Raw genomic sequence first — 20,520 nt, 5'->3', positions numbered from 1 at the left:
TTCATTCAAGATCGCTAGGATCTGTTCTTCCGTGTACCGCTTGCCTTTGCTTTTTGACATGAGAGAAATCCCTTCCGTTTCATTATTTCTCTCACTTCACATGGAACCATTCTAGAGGGGCACGTCAAAGCCCTATTTTAAAAAGCCCGCGTTTTGGGAACAAAAATCACTGAATAAACAAAAATATTTTGTCATGACCCTTCACCGTCCAGCGAATGTTGATGAAGAAAACCATTTGCACAATTTAGTCAATACAATTCTCCTACATGCTGCTGGAATTCCGGTTGTGTTTCCAATTCACCCTCGAACAGCGAACTGTCTGAATGATAACCTTCTTCACTCTGAACATTTAATTCTAACTGAGCCGATGGGGTATCTGGAATTTAATTATCTGATCCAACACGCCAAAGCGGTAATTACTGACTCCGGTGGAATCACAGAAGAAACAACTGTATTGGGCGTCCCCTGTATGACCTTGCGAGATTCGACAGAACGACCAGAAACAATTACTGAAGGAACAAACGAACTTGTTGGAACCAACCCAGACAACTTAAAAACTTACTTTGAGCGTATTCACGCGGGAGAATGGAAAACGGGGTCGATTCCAGAATTGTGGGACGGCCAAACCGCCAAACGAATTATTCACCATCTCGAAACACTATTAAATCATTCATTTAAAAACGGCGGGGCATAACTTCAAACACCCTATGCGAGTTCGAACCCTATACTATTTACTACGCAACCTCGGCTTCCGCTGGGTTGTATTTCGGTTTCGCTATTGGCTACGAATACGTACAGGCGCGTTGAAACGGCGCATGCCCTGTACATCATGGGATTCGATTCCTGATCCAGAAATTGATGAATCCGTATTGAGTTTTATCCCAATATTCGACTCGAATTTCCGCAGTTATTTTCAACAACACATTCAACTGTCCGATTCACCGACAAACAAAGTAATTTGTGAAGCCGAACAAATACTTCAAGGACATTTCACTCTCTTCAGTTTTCACCAGAAGAATGTAGGGAACCCTCCAGATTGGTTTCAGAACCCTTTTACGAAAGAACGCGCTCAATCTGGCGTCCACTGGTCACAGTTGTCAGACTTTGAATTTGGCGACATTAAAGCGATCTGGGAAATGGGGCGTTTTTCGTGGGCATTCACTTTAGCGCGCGCCTATGCGCATAGTCAGGATTCAAAATTTGCTGAATGTTTCTGGCGTTTGTTTGAGGATTGGCTTGATCACAACCCTCCAAACACTGGCGTTCATTGGAAGTGCGGCCAAGAGGCTTCCTTTCGACTGATCGCGACCTGTTTTGCGATCCGAGTTTTGAGAAACGACGCGGCAACAACCAGTGACAGACTCAAACGATGGCGCCAGTTTGTTTTAGCAACGGGTGAGCGCATTGCAGGCAATATTGACTATGCCCTCAGCCAGTCAAACAATCATGGCATCAGTGAATGCGTTGGGTTAATCACAGCCGTTCGTTTATTGAATCAATCTGAATTTTCTTTACGCTGGGAGCAGTATGCGCTCAAAGCCCTTCAGCATGAAGTTGACGCCCTTATCTATGATGACGGTTCGTTTGCACAGCATTCAACCGTCTATCACCGATTAATGCTCAATATGTTGGTGTGGTATGTCGCGTTAGAAACGCAATGCAACAAAAACATCCATTCGAGTATTCTCTCTGGCGGCGAACGCGCTGTATGTTTTTTGAATCAAATGGTAGATTCAAAAACGGGATCAGCGCCCCTTGTCGGCCATAACGACGGATCAAACATTTTACCATTAAGCGATTGTGACTATCTTGATTTCCGCCCTGCCCTTCAAACCACTGCTTGGTTTTTTGCGCCAAATTTATTACTACGGTCTGGGCCTTGGGATGAGGCCTTGTATTGGTTGAGCGGGGATTCACAATTACATTCAGAAAGAGAGAAACACGCACGAAGTCAGAATAATATGCACGCAGAGAATGGGGGGCATAATATTATCCATCAACCCAATTCGAGACTCTATTTTCATTCTCCCGCTCAATTTAAACACCGCCCCTCACACGCGGACCTGTTACACATAGGTATCTGGAATAAAAGTGAACCGATCACATTAGAGCCAGGTACTTTTTCTTATAACACAAAAGACGCTTTCTCACATAGCATGATGGATACAAGTTGTCACAATACAATAGAGATTGACCGATCAAACCAAATGGAAAAAGTGAACCGTTTTTTATTTCTTCCATGGGCGAAATGTTGCGTAAACATAAAATCGGATTCAAACATAGAAGCAGTGCATAGCGGATATCTTAACAAAGGCATATTACATACACGAAGCGTCAATGCGCTGGGCAATGACCACTGGGTCGTTACTGACCGCGTCGCAAACTCAAATTCAGCCAACATACATCATTACCGTCTACATTGGTTGCTAGCAGACTGGCCTTATCAATACAATCAAGAAGCGAAAACAGTTATGCTAAAAACACCGGAAGGCAGTTATACAATTGAATGGAAAACGCCGGGGCATTCTCCGGTGTCTACCATCATTCGCGCAGATACAAACAGCAGCCAAGGCTGGTGGTCACCTTATTACCTACATGCGGCGCCAGCGCTTTCACTTGTCATCGAAATAACAACGAATAGCAACGTCATCTTTGAAACACATTTTTATCCTGAATCCCGAGTGAACCAATGAAAACCTTATTCATCCATCAGGCGTTTATCACTCCAAATGAATTTGGAGGAACACGCCATTATGAATTGGCCCAGTTGGCGGCAACAAAAGGCCATACTTTCACCATAATCGCCAGCGACTTGAATTATATGACTGGTAAAAAAGTCGCGATTGACAAACAGAGCGATTCGAATGAAACAGATGAAATCCAAATTGTCCGCTCCTACACCGCTCCCGTACACCATCGAAGTTTTGTATGGCGAATTGTCTCATTTTTTTCTTTCATGGTTTCGTCGTTTTTCAATGGCTTAAAACAAAAACAAATCGACGTTGTATTGGGTACGTCGCCGCCAATCTTTCAAGCGGTTTCGGCCTGGTTAATTTCATTGATTAAACAAAAGCCTTTTTTACTCGAAATTCGCGACTTATGGCCTGCGTTTGCGGTCGATATGGGTGTATTAAAAAATCCAATATTGATTTGGCTATCTTATCGGTTAGAGAATTTTTTGTATGCGAGAGCGGAGCATATCATTGTCAATTCTCCAGCCTATAAAGACTATTTGACAAACAATAAAAAAATTGCTTTCGACAAGGTCACCTTGATCCCCAATGGCGTAGACGTAGAGCGTTTTTCTTCATCCCAGGCGACAAATCAAATTCGTGACGAATATAATTTGCAGAATAAATTCCTTATTACCTACGCTGGCGCTTTAGGGTTGGCGAATAACATTGATCTGCTGTTGCATGCGGCAAACCATCTCAAAAAGCATACGGATATACACTTTCTTATTGTTGGCGACGGAAAAGAGCGCCCTCATTTAGAATTGTTGAAAGAACAACTCCACCTTTCAAACGTAACATTTGCTGGGACACGGCCTAAAAGTGAAATCCCTGAGATTTTATTATCGTCAGATGTCTGCACAGCAGTCTTGCAAGATATCCCGATGTTTCGAATGACATATCCCAACAAAGTATTTGACTATATGGCGGCGAGCAAGCCAACCCTGTTGGCCATTGACGGAGTGATCCGTCAAGTAATCGAAGAATGCGACGGCGGCTGCTATGTATCACCGAGTGATGCGAATGCTTATGCTGATGCCGTATTGAACTATTATCAGAATCGAAATCTTGCGAGTGAACAAGGAATACGCGCAAGAGATTATGTATTTAAGCACTTTAACCGGCATACGCATGCCGAACAATTCGTTGAAGTGCTAGAGCGTTTTTCTCAGTAAAAATAAGTGATGGGCGAAAGACAATAGGCAATGACAGAACCAAATTATTCATACCATCTTGTTAATACAAATGATCATGAGGCGATTTCAAAAATAATCGAACTGCATATTGAATCGTTCCCCGATGGAATTATGAATCAGCTGGGTGCAACTTACATTCATCACTACTATAAAGCATTGATTGAATCAAAACAAAGCGGAGTCATTGTCTGCAAACATAATAACTCAACCGTTGGCTACATTGGTTTTACGGTCAATCATAGCAGCCCTGAGATGAAGCAGTTGAAGAAAAAAATAAACGCTAGACTATGGTTTCGATTGTTCACATTTCGGCTTAATCCAATTGCAGTATTACGCGCATTGATCAAAAAGTGGAAAGCCAAACCCGTTCAGTGTTTACCTGAACTCACTGCGTTTTCTGTCAATAAAAATCATCGCCGAATGGGAATCGGCAGGATGTTAGTCTGCGAACTTGAGAAGATATTGATTGACTCAAATCAGACGGAATACATTGTGTTCACTGACAATGAAGAAGGATTGAGGTTTTATCAAAAAGAACAGTTTGAAACTATTTTTCAGTTTCAGTTATTTGAAACCATATCAGCGTGTTTTAAGAAGACGATCAAAAGAAATGAATAATAGGCTGCTATCGAATTTTGACAAACAAGGGGGCAAGCGATGTGAAGAATACCGCCGCGCCTCTTATTAGGCCGACGTGTGATAAACCGAGACCATAACCGGTCATCCAACGCCGTAATTCCATCTTGATTAACGGCGTCATTAATTTTTGTTGAATCAAACGTCTGCGGTCAATTTCTTTTGCTGAAAAGAGAAAATCACGTTTCAGCCCATCTTGATTCGAGTCGCTATATTGACTGGCGATCCAAGAATAGATTTCGACCAGTTGGCTGAAGTTATTTCTTTTAATCAGGGGAAACTCATCCGACGAGCAAAAACGTCCCATCCAACCCGTTGTTGGCCATTTCGAATCATGGAACCGGCAGCGATTCATCAGGGCGCCTTCCCAACGGACATTGGATAAATCGCTATTAAAGTGGATAATGGCTCCACGGTCTTTCGCTCCATTAAATTCAGCGCCGCCTCCAAAATCCGTCCGCCAAAAAGTGACAATTCCTGAGCCGAAATTTGTGTTGTCAAAGTAGGTTCGCCTAGCGTTAAATACGGTACGGTTAAACGCAACCCGGTTACTGGCGAACAGACTGGAAGTAAATAATATTCGTTCCGCATCAGCGCGAAGAGATTGAAATGAGGTTTGAAGGTTTTCAAATCGAGTGTAATCAAAGCGAACATCTTCCGCATCAATATGAGTCCGCGTTAATGACGCGCGCTGAGTTTCAAACACAGACTTTGTAAGAGCAAACAAGTTGCCTTTGAATGTTGATTGTTGCAATGAAAAATCTTCGCCTTTCATGTGACAACCAACCATTGAAAAGGCTGGTGAATTGACTTTTGTTTTATTAAACCGAAAACGGCCTTCTACAAAAGAATTGTCAAATGAAACGGATTTTTTACCATGAATCTTTGAATCAAGACACTCGAATGTCGATTTATCAAAGTTCATTGACTTCCAATTGATTTGGTTGCCAACTAAATTACATCGCTGCATAGAGATTTTTGCGCCCACCGATTTGAGATCGTTGAATAATAGACGGTCGCCGCTCCAATTGACTTTTTGCCAACGCATCCCCTTATCGTGCCACATAGATTCAGACAAATCAAAAACATTAGAGCGAACTCGAGTTTCATTAAAATTGATTTTGCCTTTTATCGACTTGATCCGCTTAAAGGTAAGTTTGTTTGTTTCGAAGGATGTCCGGTAAAAGTCAAATTGGTCCCCATGAAATGAAGATCCAAAGAAAGAAATAACAGGCGCTTTTAAAATTGCTTTGTCAAACATGCTCGATTGACTGCGAAATTGACACGCGAGAAAGGCAATATGTTTATCGGCTTTCCACTGAACGCGATCAAATTCGAGTTTTTCGCCGAAAAAGCCACAGTTCCTGAACTCTATAGTATCTGATGTCAATGCAGAATCGTTAAATACAATTCTCGGTGAATTAAAAATACAGCGATCAAAGAACACATCTTTTTTTTCAAACCAACATTGGTCAAATCGAACTTGGTCGCTCAGAAACTTCACTTTCTCAAAATGGAGTCCTTTTTGAAAGGTACAACCGATGAACGATACCGTTCCTTCAAAACGAATGTTTTTTATAAAAAATTTGGCGGGAAAAACAAATCCGTCAAAATTAAAATCATTATCTTTAAACTTTTGAATGATTAATGACTGAAATGCTTTTTTAGATTTTTTGATTTCAAACGTGTGTCCGATACAGAGACCATCCTCCGAACCTTGATACGCAGGAGTATCACATTTATAACCATCAAATGGGCTAACGTATCCACACAGTTTTGTAGGCATTATCCGTCCAACTAGCAATTTTTACACCAACAATCACTGAGCACTCAGGAGATTGTATATGGAATAAAAATTGCAAAATATCTCAACCAGGAAGTAAAATTTTCCAGAGAACTCTATTGAGTTGCAAAGCATTTAGCCGATAACTTATTAAGTATACCACATTTACTTCGTATGATCCACAGGTTTCCAGATGACTGGAAAAAGGAACTGATGATAAACGATCTCTTTATTTCTCGTTTCATGAGTCTAAAAACCTAAACCCGTAAAAGATATAAAACTGAATCCGTTACACTAGTTTCGGATAAATCTATAAAGACATTAACGAAAAGTGACATCATGGCAACTTTAAAAGTAGTGGAAATGCCCTACGGTATTTCTGTTCATGTGAGCGGAAATTTTGAAATTGTAGATGTGTTAAAGTTTAATAAATGGTTGTTTACGCCCAAATTTCTTGAGCATCATCTATTTATTGATTTTGGAGAATTAGGCCCCCTAACAGATGACACAGTGAAAGCCTTGTTGCAACAATTTGAACAAGCGCTTGAGAGCAATCGTGAAATCACCCTTGTCAAAGTGCCTGCAGACCTCAAAAAACGCATTAAAGAAAGTGGTTTAGAATTGCCTTTATGGAAAAGCGATTCTATGGATGAAGCCACATTTCCATACAAACAACAGCCCGAATCCAAAGGCCTTAAACAACTAAAACAGACTGCGAATGACAATACGTGCCCTTCCTGCAACAAACAAGTTCGACGAGGGGCCAATCGCTGTCTCAATTGCGGTCATGAGTTCATGCCCCGCCGCAGCGAACGGGCCTCAGTCTCGATCCCGTTTTTTTATGGTCGCGTAGACAATAAAGAATTTCTGCAATCGGAATGGATCGGCTCTGTCACAGAAGACTTGGATGTTGACTCATTTTCTGGAGTGGGCTTCTTCTCATCACGCCCCATCCGAAAAGGAGCGGAAATTCATTTCGTTTTTCCCACATTGGGTTGGGATTCTAAACGCTTAAACGAATCGACTCTTGTAATTTTTACGGGTCGAGTCAAACATTGTACGTCAGCCGGGGAATGGCACAGAATCGGCGTCGCGCTGATTGATATTGTTGAGTATGCTGGACGCTTTGAAATCAATACAGAGGCGGTTAGCGGATCATGAAGCCAAAATGGTTCCAGATCATGGTTTTTATCTTGTTTGGTCTTGCAATCGTGCAATCCATTCATGCAAATGATCCAAAACTTGGGCCTCGAGACATTTTATCAATCACTGTTTATGACGAACCAAGCCTTTCACTTGAAGTTGTGATTTCTGGCGATGGTTCTTTTTCGTATCCATTGCTTGAACGCGTGAATGCCGCAGGCCGCACTTCCAGCGAACTTGAAATCCACATGCAAGAGCGCTTACGCGATGAAGAATTTCTGGTAAGCCCAACGGTTATCGTAAAAATCACCGAGCAGAACAGTGCGATTGTTACTTTGGCGGGAGCAATCAAAACACCAGGAATTGTCCCAATCTATCCTGGAATTCGCCTCCGGGAAGTGATCGCCCGCCAAGGGGGCGTCGACGATACTCAAGCAGGACCTTTTATTCATCTACAGAGATTAGACGGTGTACAAGTACAGATTGATCGAGAAGAACTGATGCAGTCTAACAACATTCAGTCAGCGACAATGAATGTGTTATTAAACGCAGGGGATGAAATTATCATCCCCTTTGCGGAGAACGTTTATATTCTAGGCGCAGTGAAAAATCCGGGTGATATTCCACTTACGCGCACACTAACGATTGGGGATGCGATCGGATTGGCTGGAGGCCGTTCGGATAATGCTGGTCATACTCTTTTATGGCATCATATCAACCAAGAAGGCAATCAGCAGCTAAGCACATTTACTTCTGAGCAATATCAATCAAATTCTGAAATACGCAATCAATCGATGAATGCTGGCGACAGTATCTATATACCAGATAATGATACTGTTTTTGTCGCGGGCCAGGTAAATAAACCAGGCGCTTACCCATGGAAACCGAATATGACCATTACAAGCGCCATTGTCGAAGCAGGCGACCGGACCTTTGTCGCCAGTCGAACGATACGCGTTTATCGAGTTGTCCCAGATGGAAGCCAGGTGATGACAAAATATTCACTATCTCATTTACAGAAAAACGAAATAGATAACATAGCGAAACCTGGAGACATCATTCATGTCAGCCATAGCATTTTAAATATCCCTTATACATTACGTCGTCTGAATCCATTTTCGTTACCACTTACAGTATTAGAATCGTCAGTGTTTTAAGAAAGTATTGTTTTTATGGTTGATTTTGACGAACCATCGTTGCAATCAAGAAATTCGCAACCGTTTGAATCAATAGAATCAAGCGATAGCGAATTCGCGTTTGATTTACGCTGGGTGCAAGAAACATTTATGCGACATTGGAAACTCGGAATCGCTGCGTTTATATGCGTAGCGTCCGTCGTTTTTTTCATCTTCATTTCAGATCCGCCTCAATACACAGCGACGGTCAAATTGAAAGTTGAATCCAAACGCCCCGTTTTTAACCTTGAAGAGTTTTTGAATTTTGAAAACATTTCACTCGAATTCTACATGGCTCAGCCTAACTTAATTCAAAGCCGCCGGTTTGCGCGAAATGTTATTAACCAATTTGAACTTTGGAACGATGATACGTTTACAAGTAATAACTCGTCGCCAAAACCATCAGAAAACCTGAATTCGGCGAGTAAACCTATTACCCTTTTATCCGGTGATGTTGATCTCGCGACGACCTACGCAGATCCAATAATGAGCCGCTTGGTTAATCGTTATCTCTCAGGCCTTAAAGTGACTTCAGAGCGAACATCCCCAAGAATTCTCTATCTAAGATATACCGCAAAAGACCCATTTTTAGCGGCAAACATTGCTAACGCCCACGCAGAGGAATATATTGATTTCAGCCGGAAATCAAATGAACTCTTCACAGATGAATACATTGACGGCCTCAGTGCTCAGCTGACGCAAATTGACACGCGAATTCATGCTATGGATAAATCCATTCTTGGATTCAAAAAAGAGAATGGTTTTTTTCAACTACAGGGAGTGAGTTCATACGACCCGATTCAAGATATTGATGACAGGCTTTCAAGAGTCAGGCAACAACTGGCGGAAGCAAGCAATGAATTAACAAACGCGCGAACGGATTTTGAATCAGTCTTCCTTCCAAGCGAAACCGGCAACTTTAACGCAATCAATCCTGATGCACTCGACTCATCTACGCTGCAGACCTGGCGAATCGAATTAACAAAATTGCGAAAAGAATTTGCTGAAATTGAAGAACGGTATGGACGAAATTATCCAGACTACAAAGAAAAGGCAAATCAAATCAATGTATTAGAAGACGCTATTGACGAAGAAATACTATCTCTTGTTGAAAAACGGCGAATCGAATACGAGCGTAATTTGTCCCGCAAAAACGTATTGGACAGTGAAGAGCAAGAACTCATAAAAGAAAAATACAGCCGAGACGCCCAATGGAGCGAATTGCAAGATTTAATACGGACTCGCGACCAAATCATTGATCAGAAAACGTCTGTCGTCGAAGACATACAACAAGCCAAAGGCAGTCTTGAAACCCAGAAGGAAACCCGTAGCCGCATTTTTGAGATTGTTGATTATGCAGAAGTCCCTCTAAGCCCGATTAACCGTAATTGGATACGCATCGTACTTCTCACGATTGCTTCCGCTCTAGGAGTCGCTGTTGGCGCTGTTATTTTCATCGAGTTCCAAGACCGCACAATTCGTACGCCTCAACAAGTCGAACAAATCACAGGCGTAACGGTATTAGGCGTCGTCCCTTTGTTTTCCAATACAGACGAATCGATCACGGAAGGAAGAATTGATCCCGAGTCGTTGTCGCCCGCAGCCGAATCAATGATTGCGTTGAGAACCCGGTTTTTATTTTCTGACATGGTGCGCCGCTCACGAACGATTCTCATAACCAGCTCCGTCCCTGGCGAGGGCAAAAGCACTGTTTGCGCCAATCTCGCATCCGCAATCTCATTGCTTGGGAAACGCGTCGTTTTGGTCGATTGCGATCTTCGTAAGCCAACTCTGCATCGGTTCTTTGGAGAGCATAGTTCAATCGGACTCATTGACGTAATTGACGGCTCCGAGTCTTTGGATCAAGCGCTATTTGAAACGGATATTCCGGGGTTATTCCTCCTCCCGGCAGGCAAGACACATAGTATGCCGAGTGAAATTTTAACATCAAAGAATTTTTCTGAAATGATCGATTCATTAAAAGAAGTGTTTGACTACATATTTATTGATACCGCACCAGTGTTGGCGACTCCCGATGCGACCATCCTTTCCCCGCAATTTGATTCGACGTTGCTTGTTGTGCGTAGTGGAAAGGTCGTGAAAGACGACCTGGTCACTTCAATCGACCATATTCATCGAAGCGGCGGGAACATCTTTGCGACTGTGTTGAATGGAGTCCCTGCAAATGAGCGCAGTGTGTATACTCGTCACGGATATGGCTACGCGAATAACACGGTCCCTGAAACACAAGCGTAATAACAGATAACCAAATCAGATAAGGCGAACAACAAGCGGATGCGAATAGACTTACTTCTTCATTTTCTCATATCGTTTATCGTAACGATTGTCGTCATCTTCGGCTTTCTCTCCTTTACCCCAACATTCAAAAGCAACTCACCGCGTTTTTGGCAATCGGAACGCAAAATCCGAAACCGTTTTCTGGCTTTGGTTTTTTTAATTGCCATCGCATATTCTTTCGTCGTAGGCATAGGAAAAGAATGGCTCGATTATTGGGGATTTGGCAATGTACAAATGAGCGATGTTGTCGCTGACGTACTAGGGATAACCGTTGGCAGTTGGATGATGATGGAATTATTAAAACAGCGGTATCGCAACCGCAGACAAGTGAATTTTTCATCAAGCGCCAAAAAACAGAGGCAAAACCATATCATTTTATTCCGTAATTCAAACCAAGAAACCAAACCACCACAAACTCAAGTTAAAATAAACAAAGATCACGCTTCTTTTTTATTTGAGCAAAACGATGATGATGATGAATAAATTTTCTGTTTCATAGTGCTTGCCATAATTTTGAATACAAAAACTAATTCCGATATATCAAAAATCAATAAACCAATTCAGGCATCAATATCATTGACTTAAGACTTTTAGCCCCCCCCTTTTTAAGGGGGGACGGCGCTGGAAGCGACAGGGGGGATTTCAAAACAGCACAAATAAAGCGATACATTCAAACAATATTTCAAGGGCTGGCTTCATTTTATTCAGCCTTGCCCTTGCCACCCCTTAAGTCAATGACATTGCTTTTTAAGGGGGGACGGCGCTGGAAGCGACAGGGGGGATTCGGGCGCAACGCGTTGCGCCCCTACATAGCTGATATATTATTATTTCGTTGCATAAGGGCCTGAAAGCCCGCACTGAAGCGAGCAGAGTTGTACCCATGCCAGATGCAGTGAAATCTCAATCGAATTTGTAAAAAAGGATCCAATTGACGGAAGCCCCTTTTTTTCTCACCGTATACGATCACATAGTTTTTAGCATTATCCTTTGCCCAAATCATTATTTCGTGCTGAAATAGGCGAGCGGTTTTTGTTTTTCGCCGAAGCGACCATTGTTCAGCCACCGAAAGGACCAGTATGGAAGGGACGTTCGTATCGTTATTGCCGCCGCTCGCCGCCATCTTGCTCTGCATTGTTCTTCGCGAAGCCATTCTCTCACTGTTTATCGGCGTATTCGTCGGCGCGCTTATTCTTAACGGCTTTAATCCCTTCTCGGCCCTGTTTCATTCGGTTGACGGTTTGATCCTCAATTCACTTATTGATGAAGACCATTTGATGAACATCATCTTCGTGGTGTTGATCGGCGGCTTCGTGGAAATCATGAACCGCAGCGGCTATACCCGGTATTGGATTTCGACCCTGGCGAATATATTGCGCACCCGGCGCAACGCAGGCGTCAGTATATGGGCGTCGGGCATGTTGCTCTTTGTTGATGACTACGCCAATTCGCTCATCGTCGGCAACGGCTTTCGCAAGTTGGTCGACCGCGTCGGCATCTCACGCGAGAAACTCGCCTTTCTGGTCGATACCACCTCTGCGCCAATCACCTCCATCATGTTTATCTCAACTTGGATTGGTTTTGAAATCTCCACCATTCAGAGCGTATTAGACGCCAAAGCCATCGAAGGCTATAGCGGATACGGACTATTTTTCACTTCGATTCCCTATCGTTTTTATCCGATATTGATTTTGTTTTTCTGCTTTTGGCTAGTCTGGTCGCAACGCGACTTCGGCCCCATGCGACGCGCCGAAGAAGAAGCCATCCGCAACGGCGGCCCTGGTTTTGATGAAGAAGACGACAACACCAGCGGCGTTGAGTCGCCGAATGTATACACGCTGTTGGTGTTTGCGCCGTTCGCTGTTCTTACCATTTTCACGTTGATTTTTCTCACCTACAGCGGCGTGAGAAACGGCGCCGCAATCGACTGGGGAACGCCGTGGGCAACCATGGCTGACATTTTTAACAACGCCGACGCCTACCGCAGCATCGTCTGGGCGACCCTGCTCGCCTCCGTATTGGCGTACGGCATCCACCTGCTGTTATTGCGCGAATCGTTTGCAAAAGTCTACGACGCCTGGCTCGACGGCTGCAAATCTATGTTTCCTATTTGTATGATCCTGACCCTCGCCTGGAGCATCGGCTCGGTCTGTACCGAACTGGGGACGGACGCGTTCGTCGCGTCGATCCTCGGCGCAGATTTCAACCCCGCGTATTTACCTGTTGTGACGTTTATTTGCGCAGCGGTGATTAGTTTCTCGACCGGGACCAGTTTCGGCACAATGTCAATTCTGATCCCCATCGTCATGCCGTTGGCGTTGCCGTTTAGCGAATCCAACCCGGAAATTTTAAACGCAACCGTCGGCAGCATCTTAGGCGGCGCGATTTTCGGCGACCACTGTTCGCCGATTTCCGACACCACCATTCTTTCGTCCGCCGCGAGTGGGTGCACCGTCACATCTCACGTCAACACCCAGTTGCCGTACGCGCTGACAGCAGCGGCGGTTGCCGCCATTTGTTTGTTATCTGTGAATGTTGCTCCAGCCTGGACGCTGAACATTGGCGGAGGGGTTGCTTTGGTAATCGTCGCCTACACGGTCGGACGCAAACCGCAAGGCATCGACGAATCATAATGTACTTACAACTATGCTTCGATTGAGTTTATTCCCCGCCGGGCGAAACAACCAATCGCTGGTTCAGACTTGGGCTTTCGATCACCTGCGGCGAGAGATGCCGCCAATCAATGGTGAGCGAATCAATTTCTTTTACGTCGCCAAAACCAAAATGCAATATCGAACTGTTCTGTGAGAGATAGCCAGAACCGCCGTCTACCAGCCGCATCCAAACCTGATCGCCTTTGCGAGCGACAACGCGTACGCCGTATGATTGAGCACTGGTCGCGTCGAGTTTGACTTGCAACCAGGCGCCGTGCGGGCTGCGGTTTTCTAACAACGTCGGCGAGGCGTCCATATTATTAATGACAACATCCATGTCGCCGTCATTGTCAAAATCGAGCAACGCGGCGCCGCGTCCACTCTCGGGTTTGTAGGATGAATGCAACGCGCTGTCGGAAACATCTTCAAAACGTCCGTCGGAATTTTTATAAAATGAAGCGCCCTGTTCGTAAACCAAATCGATATCCAGTTTTCTGACTTGTGGATACATGTGGCCATTGGCGGTAAAGACATCCAGCCAGCCGTTGGCGTCGAAGTCGCACAACGCAACGCCCCAGGTAATCAACATGCGGCTGGATGCAAGGCCGGTGCGGCTGGTGACGTCCGTCAAAAATCCGTTGCCCTGGTTTTGAAAGAGAACATCCGTCTGCCGTTCGTATGATGTGATATACAAATCAATGAAGCCGTCGTTATTAAAGTCGCCGGGGCCAATGCCCATGCTGGCGCCTTCGACGCCGCTCTCGGTAAACGCCCCGCCGGACGGAAAACTCACGTCGTTGAAATGTCCATCGCCCTGGTTTTCTAAGACGGTGTTGTAGGTCGAATCGTTGGTGATGTATAAATCCAAATCGCCGTCATTTTCGATATCAAAAAACACGGAGCCCATGGCGCGGCTGTATTCCTGCGGCAAGCCCAACTCTTTGGCCTTGTTAGTAAAGGCGCCCTTGCCATCGTTGATGTAGAGCAAGTCTGGCTGCGCATCAAACCCCAGCGGCCCGACAAAGACATCTTCGCCGTGATAATTAAAACGCTTTTCGCCGTCGGCTTTTTCGTCAAACTCGATGTAGTTGCCCACGTATAAATCGAGGTCGCCGTCGTGGTCGATATCAACAAAGGCAGCGGCGGCGCAATAGCCCTGGTCATCAAGACCCGACTCTTTTGTTGCGTCCAAAAACGTACCGTCGCCATTATTGATGTAAAGCGCATTGGCGCCGATGTTGCCGACGAACAGGTCTAACCACCCGTCGTTGTTCACATCGCCAAACAGGCAGGCCATACCAAACCCCAAGTCGCCCACGCCGGTGGGGCCGGTTACATCTACAAAGGTTCCACCATCGTTTCTGAACAACGCATTGCGCCATTTTTCATCGGGCTGATTGAGTTGAGGGCGTCCGTTCGCGAAATAAATATCATCGTCTCCATCGTTGTCATAATCACCGACGGCGACGCCCGACCCCATCGCATCGGTGATCCACGGTTTTTCGGGAGAGCCTAAAATATGCTGAAAGGTTTGCAGCCCTGATTGTTGAGATACATCAACAAAGCGAATGGCATAATCTTTTGGAGAAACCACGCCGCCCGCGCTGGAGAGCGCCTCCTGGAAAACCGCGCCGATGGATTGCAGTTCGTCTGAATCAGGAAAATTCGGCGCATACGTTTTATAAAACGCTTGCGCTTCCGGCATGCGCCCCACCCGCATCAAGGTGAGCGTTCTCAAATATACATACAAGAGCGACTGTCCAAACTCTTCCGGGGCAAGCGCGTCTAAAATTTTGATTGTTTTTTTGTAATCTTGCTCGTTGTAATAAAGGCGCGACAACAACAGTTTTTCTTGCAGGGAAGCCAGCCCCTTGTCCATGCGGTAGCGGGTGTAGCGTTCAGCCAGGTCAGGGCGTTTTACCTGGCTCAGTTCAATGACTAATTGCTCCGCCTCTTCTGAAGGAACTTTCGCGGGATTGCGATAGGCATATAACATCCGGTTGAGTTTTACTTCGGGCCACTGCCGCAAGTGTTCAAAGATTTCCTGCATCTGTTGCAGCTCTTCGATTTTCTTCTGACGAGACAGCGCAACCAGCAGCGCGTTCACCGCCTCGCGAAAAAAGGGATACCCTTCAATCGCCGCGCGTAGGTAGCGCTCGGCTTCTTCGCTGTCGCCTACCCGGTTGGCGAGTTTCCCCAATTCAAAATACGCCAGATAATTTCTCGAGTCTAATTCTATTACACGCAACAGCTGCTTGCGGGCAGCGTCATCTTCGCCGTCGCGAGCGAGCAACGTCCCCAACAACAATAGCCCATTGAGGTCATTGGGCTTCACCTCCAACAAGCGGTTCAACCATTCTTTGGCTTTGGGATATTCATTCGCCGCGTAGGCAATGGCAGCGATTCGATACAACAATAACGGATCGTTGGGCGCGAGTTCTAACACCGCTTCGCATTCAAAAAGCGCAGCCTTGTCGTCGCCGGAACGCCAACAGGTACGCGCTAACGTGTAGCGGTAATCAGCGTCTTTGGGGTTGCGCGCACAAAGTTCGCGTAAAAACAGGACCCACTCGCCGCCGGGCGCGATGCGGCTCAAGGTCTGCAAAACCAGGGTGCGCTCTTGGGCAGAAAATGGCCCATTGATTGCCGTGAGGCGTTCAATGGCTTCGGTTGGGTTTCCGTCTTCAATGGTTTGGATGAGAGGCGCAATACGACTGCCCGCATTTTGAGAATAGACTTCAAGAGCGCAAATAGAAAACAATATGGCGCAGAATAGATACAGAGCGCATCTACGCATCATTCGTACGACCTCCCACGGGAATACAAATAAATAGAATTAAGATTCTTCCAGTATATAGGTACTTTATCACAAATTGAATTGCGTTTTTTGACGCCTTTTCGTGAATTCCTGATCTTTCGCTGTATCAGGCATGGGTACAACTCTGCTCGATTTGGTTTGTCTTTTTTAGAGGGTTTGTCAAAAATATGGCTATCCATCAATGTAGGTACTCACTTACCGGATAAACCAGAATTAAGACAATTGAATACAGATTACCACAGTCCACAGACAGGGGAATCCCTAATCAAAAAAAGCCGATTGATCGGTTGTTTGTTTAGCGGTATTTATTCTCGAAGGACTTGGAATATCGTTTGGCGCGCTTCGGCAGTTCTTCACGCATGATTCGCTGTTGCTCTTCGGGCGGCAACTCGCGCCAATCGCTAATCTCAGCGAAATTACGAAAACAACCGACGCACAGTTCCGCGTCAGGATCATACTGACAAATTCCAACGCAGGGAGAACGGTGAGATAACGGCTTTTTATTCATGTGGACTCTTTAATTCTTCATTGAGTTGCGCAGTTGTATGAGACGCTTGTCTGGCGTCCCGCTCGCTCAGTTCTTTCGCCAAGTCTAAAAAAAACGCAATATGGTTATGATGCGATTTGATGAATGGAACAATCCGCAACCCCACCAAAGCGCCGTGGTCGGCAGAAATCTCGCCCCGAAACTCGCCCCATTTGGCGGAGTTCACCGGGACCATCCCGTCGTTATCTCCCGCGATGCCTTTCATGCGCCGCCACGAGAACGTACGGGGAAACCCGACCCGTTTTTCATCCAGACATCCCGCATACGACTGGTAATACACAGCAGGGTGGTCAGGCGTATTTGGATTGAACTCGCCCTCGATATAGTTGGGGCGCAGTTGCCGCAATCCGTTAAAGCGCTTCTCGCCAATGCGGCCCACGAGGCGACGGCTGTCGCGGTCGAACGGCATATTGCTCAAGATGTATGCCCCGCCGCAGAAGACGGGGATCAATAATTCAGGAATCCAATCCGCCACCGGAGACCCATGATGCGGCGTGCCGATTGTGGTGATAGTGCGGATGCGATGCCCTTGGTTTAGCCCGTTCGGCGAGGCCATGAAACGCGCATCCAGCCCGCCCATGCTGTGTCCGAAGATGTGTACGGGTTCATCGGGGCCGTACGCGGCGCGTATAGCGCGGTCGAGTTGCGAGGCGCGGTTTTGGATCGAGTCGGTAGGGTGAACCAGCGGCTGCAAGACGGTATAGCCCGCTTTACGCAACGCTTTGGCAACGCCGTCGAAATGTTTCCAGAGCAGAAAGCGCCGAAAGCCAAGAAATCCATGAGCAAGAATAATTGGTTGCATAGGAGGTGGTCATTCTTAGTGATGTACAAACCGCGCTAGTGCCCACACGGCGCGTCCGCCCGGCGCATCGTCGCTGGCGCGTTCGGTTTTTAACGCGAGCGTCTGCCGGTCGAGCACGGGAACCCACACCAAACGCGGCGGCATCCCCGGGCGCATCACCGGGCTTTGATACAACACCGTCCCTTCAGAGAGCACGGTGAATACGATCCCGTTCGGCCCGCCCGCCGCTTCGTCAGCCGAGACGCCAATCTCCGCCGAGAAATAGCGGTATCCATTCGGCAAATAGCGCAACTCAATCAGCGAGTCGGTCTCGACAGCCAGGCCGATGGGGTAGTTTTTATTTTGAATTTGTAGGGGGCGCTGGTTCCAGCCAATATTAATCAGCGGTTCCGAGTCGCCTTCCAACGCTTCAAATTTCAGATCGGCGAAGGGAATGTCTGCGGGCGCATAGGCGTTCCAGACCAGACCAGCGCATGAGATAGCGAGAATGATCAGAAACGCGATTTGCAAAGGCGTCCAGGATGTGGTAGATGTCGGCGTATCAGTAGTCATTCTTTCTCTTTTTTCGCGTCTTTGCTGGCGGATTCAATGAGTTCTTGTACCACAGCGATAAATTCGTTGTGGTCGAGTTGTTTGGCTTGTAATTGTTTGGCCCCTTGCAATCGCTTGCCCTGCCCGTCGTAGGCCGCAGGCAGAAATGGCGTATTCTTAAATAAAATCGCCGCTGGCATGCCGTTGCTGACCACCATTTTTTTTGTCGCAGGGTGTTCGATTACGCTGAATTTGCCTTGGGTCAGCCCCACGGCGCTAGAAAAACCAATCTTGCTAGTTCCATATAGAAAGACAATCACCGTCTTGCCTTTTTCATATTGGGCGCTGGGAGACGCAATCCTGCGCTCGCCGTCGCTGCCGCCGTATTGTTTGAAGGTGAAGGTTTCGCTCAAATCGCCTTTGATGCGGTTCGTGACTTTAAAGGTGTACCAAGTCGCCAAGAGGCCGCTCTGTTCATCAACGCCGCTGCGAATGTCAACGCATTCGCCTTCAAAGATGGTTGCGGCGGATGCGGCGATCTCAGGCAATGAGAGAGGATGCACCCGGTCAGCCCAAGCATGAATTGACAGGGTGATGAGAATTGCACAACTAAACCATTTAAACAGAGACATCATTTCATATTCCGCAGTTGCGGTAGTCCTTTTCAAGTCAGATAAAACCAGCCACTATATAATATCACGAACATACGACTTCATCATAACGAAGCCAGCCAACATTGCCAATAAGGGAGTCGCCCTCATGCACGAATATTCTATCGTCGAAGATTTGGTCAACCAGCTCAAGAAAGAGTTAGAGTCAAAGGGCGCCAATCAATTAAAGTCCGTCCGCCTACGCCGTGGAAGTACGTTTTCAGAGGGCGCGTTGATTCAGGCCTTTGAAATGTTGACTGTCGATACGCCGTTGCAAGGATCCGAACTCATCGTTGAAGCCTACTCTGTCGAAAAAACCTGCCCAAATTGTAACTTTACCGAAACCGTCGAAGCCGACGACCTGGTCGGACACCTGCACATCTGCCCCGAATGCGGCCACGCCGAGCAAGTCGACGAAGCCTCGGGCTTAGAAGTTCTCGAAATCAAAGTTTGAGAATTCCTCATTTTTTTGCATGAACGCCCCCAGCCATTAACCCAATGTCATTGACTTAAGACGTTTAGCCCCCCTTTTTAAGGGGGGACGGCGCTGAAAGCGCCAGGGGGGATTCGGGCGCAACACGTTGCGCCCCTACAGGCCTGATATTTTGATTTCGTTGCATCAAGGTCTGCTCTCACTTTACTATGCCTTGGCTTGCCACCCCTTAAGTTAATGACATTTGCTCTTAACCGCCTTTTTCGCATTTATGAAGTAATCGTAAAAAAAAAATCCTTATTGGTATGTGAATTGCAAACGAAGGCTTAACAAGGACTCTTGAAGAGCCCGCATCTCCTCGGACGAAACGGCTCCCTATTTCGCCACGGGGTAAAAACAACTTTTAGGATTTCCTAAGGAGACGCGGAAAAATGTATGAGTATTCAAATGTTGAACGGCTGGTCAGCCAACTGAACGAGCGAGCCAACGGCTCCGCCCATGTGCATGAAGTTCACTTACGTAAAGGCGCTATTTTTTCCGATGAGGAGTTACGCAAAGCATACAACTCATTAACAGATCATACTGCGCTTGAAGGGTCCGAACTGGTGATTGACCAGGGCGAGTTCGTCCATTACTGCGACGACTGCGGCCTGACTCAAACCATTAGCGAAGAAGACCTGGTGGGCCACTTGTTTATCTGCCCCGAATGCGGCGGATCAATGAAATTTGACGAAACAAAAGACCTCGAATTGATTGAAGTCAAATTTGATTAACTCGCCACATTTATGAAGACAGCAGCATCAGTTAGTTAAATTAAGTAATAAACAGAAGGCGTCTCGTCCCAAATATGGGGCACGACGCCTTCTTCATATTGAACCAGTGTGCCAAAATGGAATTCCGAAAACGGGACGAGATTCGCTAAAACGAAACAAATTGCACAAAATCATTATTAATGAATTAATCGCAGTGTTTGATGCAAGATAATTTCATATCCAGGAACCTATCGAGTCAATAGATTGATTTTTGCCTAACATTTCATCCGGCTCATTTGAATTTTTAGGATTTTCTCAGTATTCCCTTGACAAAGAAGTGATTTGCGATTAAGTTTTCACCTCATCTAACGAT

The 20,520-nt window shown here is 46.0% G+C and carries 17 protein-coding genes; 11 read left to right on the top strand and 6 right to left on the bottom strand.

The window, feature by feature from the left end:
- Positions 1-169: 169 nt before the first annotated feature.
- From P9L94_10450 to P9L94_10435, 4 genes are all read left to right on the top strand, one after another.
- Entirely contained in the window at positions 170-694 is a 525-nt protein-coding gene (locus tag P9L94_10450; GenBank protein ID MDP8244489.1) for a UDP-N-acetylglucosamine 2-epimerase, read from the top strand.
- A gap of 121 nt (positions 695-815) precedes the next feature.
- On the top strand, positions 816-2,693 hold the full coding sequence (locus tag P9L94_10445; GenBank protein ID MDP8244488.1) for a heparinase II/III family protein: 1,878 nt from the start codon (positions 816-818) through the stop codon (positions 2,691-2,693).
- Complete coding sequence (locus P9L94_10440) at positions 2,690-3,907, top strand: glycosyltransferase family 4 protein (protein ID MDP8244487.1); 1,218 nt, start codon at positions 2,690-2,692, stop codon at positions 3,905-3,907. The genes P9L94_10445 and P9L94_10440 overlap by 4 nt, the downstream gene beginning before the upstream one ends.
- Positions 3,908-3,937: 30 nt before the next feature.
- Positions 3,938-4,546 carry a GNAT family N-acetyltransferase gene (locus tag P9L94_10435; protein ID MDP8244486.1) on the top strand — a complete coding sequence of 203 codons (609 nt, stop codon included), beginning with the start codon at positions 3,938-3,940 and terminating at the stop codon, positions 4,544-4,546.
- Between the two features lie 7 nt (positions 4,547-4,553).
- Here the strand turns inward: P9L94_10435 and P9L94_10430 are convergent, their stop codons facing one another.
- Positions 4,554-6,350, bottom strand: coding sequence for a hypothetical protein (locus tag P9L94_10430; protein MDP8244485.1), 1,797 nt, complete (start codon positions 6,348-6,350; stop codon positions 4,554-4,556).
- A gap of 336 nt (positions 6,351-6,686) precedes the next feature.
- On the opposite strand from P9L94_10430, the gene P9L94_10425 reads away from it, so the two are divergent.
- The 5 genes from P9L94_10425 (at position 6,687) to P9L94_10405 (ending at position 13,593) form a co-directional block, all read left to right on the top strand.
- Entirely contained in the window at positions 6,687-7,508 is an 822-nt protein-coding gene (locus tag P9L94_10425; protein ID MDP8244484.1) for a hypothetical protein, read from the top strand.
- Positions 7,505-8,647, top strand: a complete 1,143-nt coding sequence (locus tag P9L94_10420; GenBank protein ID MDP8244483.1) for an SLBB domain-containing protein — start codon at positions 7,505-7,507, stop codon at positions 8,645-8,647. Before P9L94_10425 ends, P9L94_10420 begins: the two co-directional genes overlap by 4 nt.
- 15 nt (positions 8,648-8,662) lie before the next feature.
- Complete coding sequence (locus P9L94_10415) at positions 8,663-10,921, top strand: polysaccharide biosynthesis tyrosine autokinase (GenBank protein ID MDP8244482.1); 2,259 nt, start codon at positions 8,663-8,665, stop codon at positions 10,919-10,921.
- A 276-nt stretch (positions 10,922-11,197) separates the two neighbouring features.
- The gene (locus P9L94_10410; protein MDP8244481.1) at positions 11,198-11,446 is read left to right on the top strand and encodes a hypothetical protein; all 249 of its coding nucleotides are present in this window, start codon (positions 11,198-11,200) and stop codon (positions 11,444-11,446) included.
- Between the two features lie 593 nt (positions 11,447-12,039).
- Positions 12,040-13,593, top strand: a complete 1,554-nt coding sequence (locus tag P9L94_10405; GenBank protein ID MDP8244480.1) for a Na+/H+ antiporter NhaC family protein — start codon at positions 12,040-12,042, stop codon at positions 13,591-13,593.
- A 28-nt stretch (positions 13,594-13,621) separates the two neighbouring features.
- Here the strand turns inward: P9L94_10405 and P9L94_10400 are convergent, their stop codons facing one another.
- The 5 genes from P9L94_10400 to P9L94_10380 all read right to left on the bottom strand — a co-directional run bounded on the left by P9L94_10400 (position 13,622) and on the right by P9L94_10380 (position 18,947).
- Positions 13,622-16,414, bottom strand: coding sequence for an FG-GAP-like repeat-containing protein (locus tag P9L94_10400; protein ID MDP8244479.1), 2,793 nt, complete (start codon positions 16,412-16,414; stop codon positions 13,622-13,624).
- A 313-nt stretch (positions 16,415-16,727) separates the two neighbouring features.
- Positions 16,728-16,940, bottom strand: a complete 213-nt coding sequence (locus P9L94_10395) for a DUF1289 domain-containing protein (GenBank protein MDP8244478.1) — start codon at positions 16,938-16,940, stop codon at positions 16,728-16,730.
- On the bottom strand, positions 16,933-17,781 hold the full coding sequence (locus tag P9L94_10390) for a hypothetical protein (protein MDP8244477.1): 849 nt from the start codon (positions 17,779-17,781) through the stop codon (positions 16,933-16,935). Before P9L94_10390 ends, P9L94_10395 begins: the two co-directional genes overlap by 8 nt.
- A gap of 15 nt (positions 17,782-17,796) precedes the next feature.
- Positions 17,797-18,333 carry an NPCBM/NEW2 domain-containing protein gene (locus P9L94_10385; GenBank protein MDP8244476.1) on the bottom strand — a complete coding sequence of 179 codons (537 nt, stop codon included), beginning with the start codon at positions 18,331-18,333 and terminating at the stop codon, positions 17,797-17,799.
- Complete coding sequence (locus P9L94_10380; GenBank protein ID MDP8244475.1) at positions 18,330-18,947, bottom strand: hypothetical protein; 618 nt, start codon at positions 18,945-18,947, stop codon at positions 18,330-18,332. The genes P9L94_10385 and P9L94_10380 overlap by 4 nt, the downstream gene beginning before the upstream one ends.
- A 124-nt stretch (positions 18,948-19,071) precedes the next feature.
- Here P9L94_10380 and P9L94_10375 point away from each other — a divergent pair, with 124 nt between their 5' ends.
- Together P9L94_10375 and P9L94_10370 are read left to right on the top strand one after the other, a co-directional pair.
- Positions 19,072-19,416, top strand: a complete 345-nt coding sequence (locus tag P9L94_10375; GenBank protein ID MDP8244474.1) for a hydrogenase maturation nickel metallochaperone HypA — start codon at positions 19,072-19,074, stop codon at positions 19,414-19,416.
- Between the two features lie 410 nt (positions 19,417-19,826).
- Positions 19,827-20,168, top strand: a complete 342-nt coding sequence (locus tag P9L94_10370) for a hydrogenase maturation nickel metallochaperone HypA (protein ID MDP8244473.1) — start codon at positions 19,827-19,829, stop codon at positions 20,166-20,168.
- Positions 20,169-20,520 lie beyond the last annotated feature (352 nt).

This window comes from Candidatus Hinthialibacter antarcticus (assembly GCA_030765645.1).
In the GTDB taxonomy this organism is placed as follows: domain Bacteria; phylum Hinthialibacterota; class Hinthialibacteria; order Hinthialibacterales; family Hinthialibacteraceae; genus Hinthialibacter; species Hinthialibacter antarcticus.
Note: the sequence above shows the minus strand (reverse complement) of the source record. Positions and strands in the feature narration are given on the sequence as shown.

Excerpts from the sequence above, each read along its gene's own strand:
- P9L94_10445 (MDP8244488.1), top strand. The coding sequence starts at position 816 with ATGCCCTGTACATCATGGGATTCGATTCCTGATCCAGAAATTGATGAA.
- P9L94_10440 (MDP8244487.1), top strand. The coding sequence starts at position 2,690 with ATGAAAACCTTATTCATCCATCAGGCGTTTATCACTCCAAATGAATTT.
- P9L94_10435 (MDP8244486.1), top strand. The coding sequence starts at position 3,938 with ATGACAGAACCAAATTATTCATACCATCTTGTTAATACAAATGATCAT.
- P9L94_10430 (MDP8244485.1), bottom strand. The coding sequence starts at position 6,350 with ATGCCTACAAAACTGTGTGGATACGTTAGCCCATTTGATGGTTATAAA.
- P9L94_10425 (MDP8244484.1), top strand. The coding sequence starts at position 6,687 with ATGGCAACTTTAAAAGTAGTGGAAATGCCCTACGGTATTTCTGTTCAT.
- P9L94_10420 (MDP8244483.1), top strand. The coding sequence starts at position 7,505 with ATGAAGCCAAAATGGTTCCAGATCATGGTTTTTATCTTGTTTGGTCTT.
- P9L94_10415 (MDP8244482.1), top strand. The coding sequence starts at position 8,663 with ATGGTTGATTTTGACGAACCATCGTTGCAATCAAGAAATTCGCAACCG.
- P9L94_10410 (MDP8244481.1), top strand. The coding sequence starts at position 11,198 with ATGAGCGATGTTGTCGCTGACGTACTAGGGATAACCGTTGGCAGTTGG.
- P9L94_10405 (MDP8244480.1), top strand. The coding sequence starts at position 12,040 with ATGGAAGGGACGTTCGTATCGTTATTGCCGCCGCTCGCCGCCATCTTG.
- P9L94_10400 (MDP8244479.1), bottom strand. The coding sequence starts at position 16,414 with ATGATGCGTAGATGCGCTCTGTATCTATTCTGCGCCATATTGTTTTCT.
- P9L94_10395 (MDP8244478.1), bottom strand. The coding sequence starts at position 16,940 with ATGAATAAAAAGCCGTTATCTCACCGTTCTCCCTGCGTTGGAATTTGT.
- P9L94_10390 (MDP8244477.1), bottom strand. The coding sequence starts at position 17,781 with ATGCAACCAATTATTCTTGCTCATGGATTTCTTGGCTTTCGGCGCTTT.
- P9L94_10385 (MDP8244476.1), bottom strand. The coding sequence starts at position 18,333 with ATGACTACTGATACGCCGACATCTACCACATCCTGGACGCCTTTGCAA.
- P9L94_10380 (MDP8244475.1), bottom strand. The coding sequence starts at position 18,947 with ATGATGTCTCTGTTTAAATGGTTTAGTTGTGCAATTCTCATCACCCTG.
- P9L94_10375 (MDP8244474.1), top strand. The coding sequence starts at position 19,072 with ATGCACGAATATTCTATCGTCGAAGATTTGGTCAACCAGCTCAAGAAA.
- P9L94_10370 (MDP8244473.1), top strand. The coding sequence starts at position 19,827 with ATGTATGAGTATTCAAATGTTGAACGGCTGGTCAGCCAACTGAACGAG.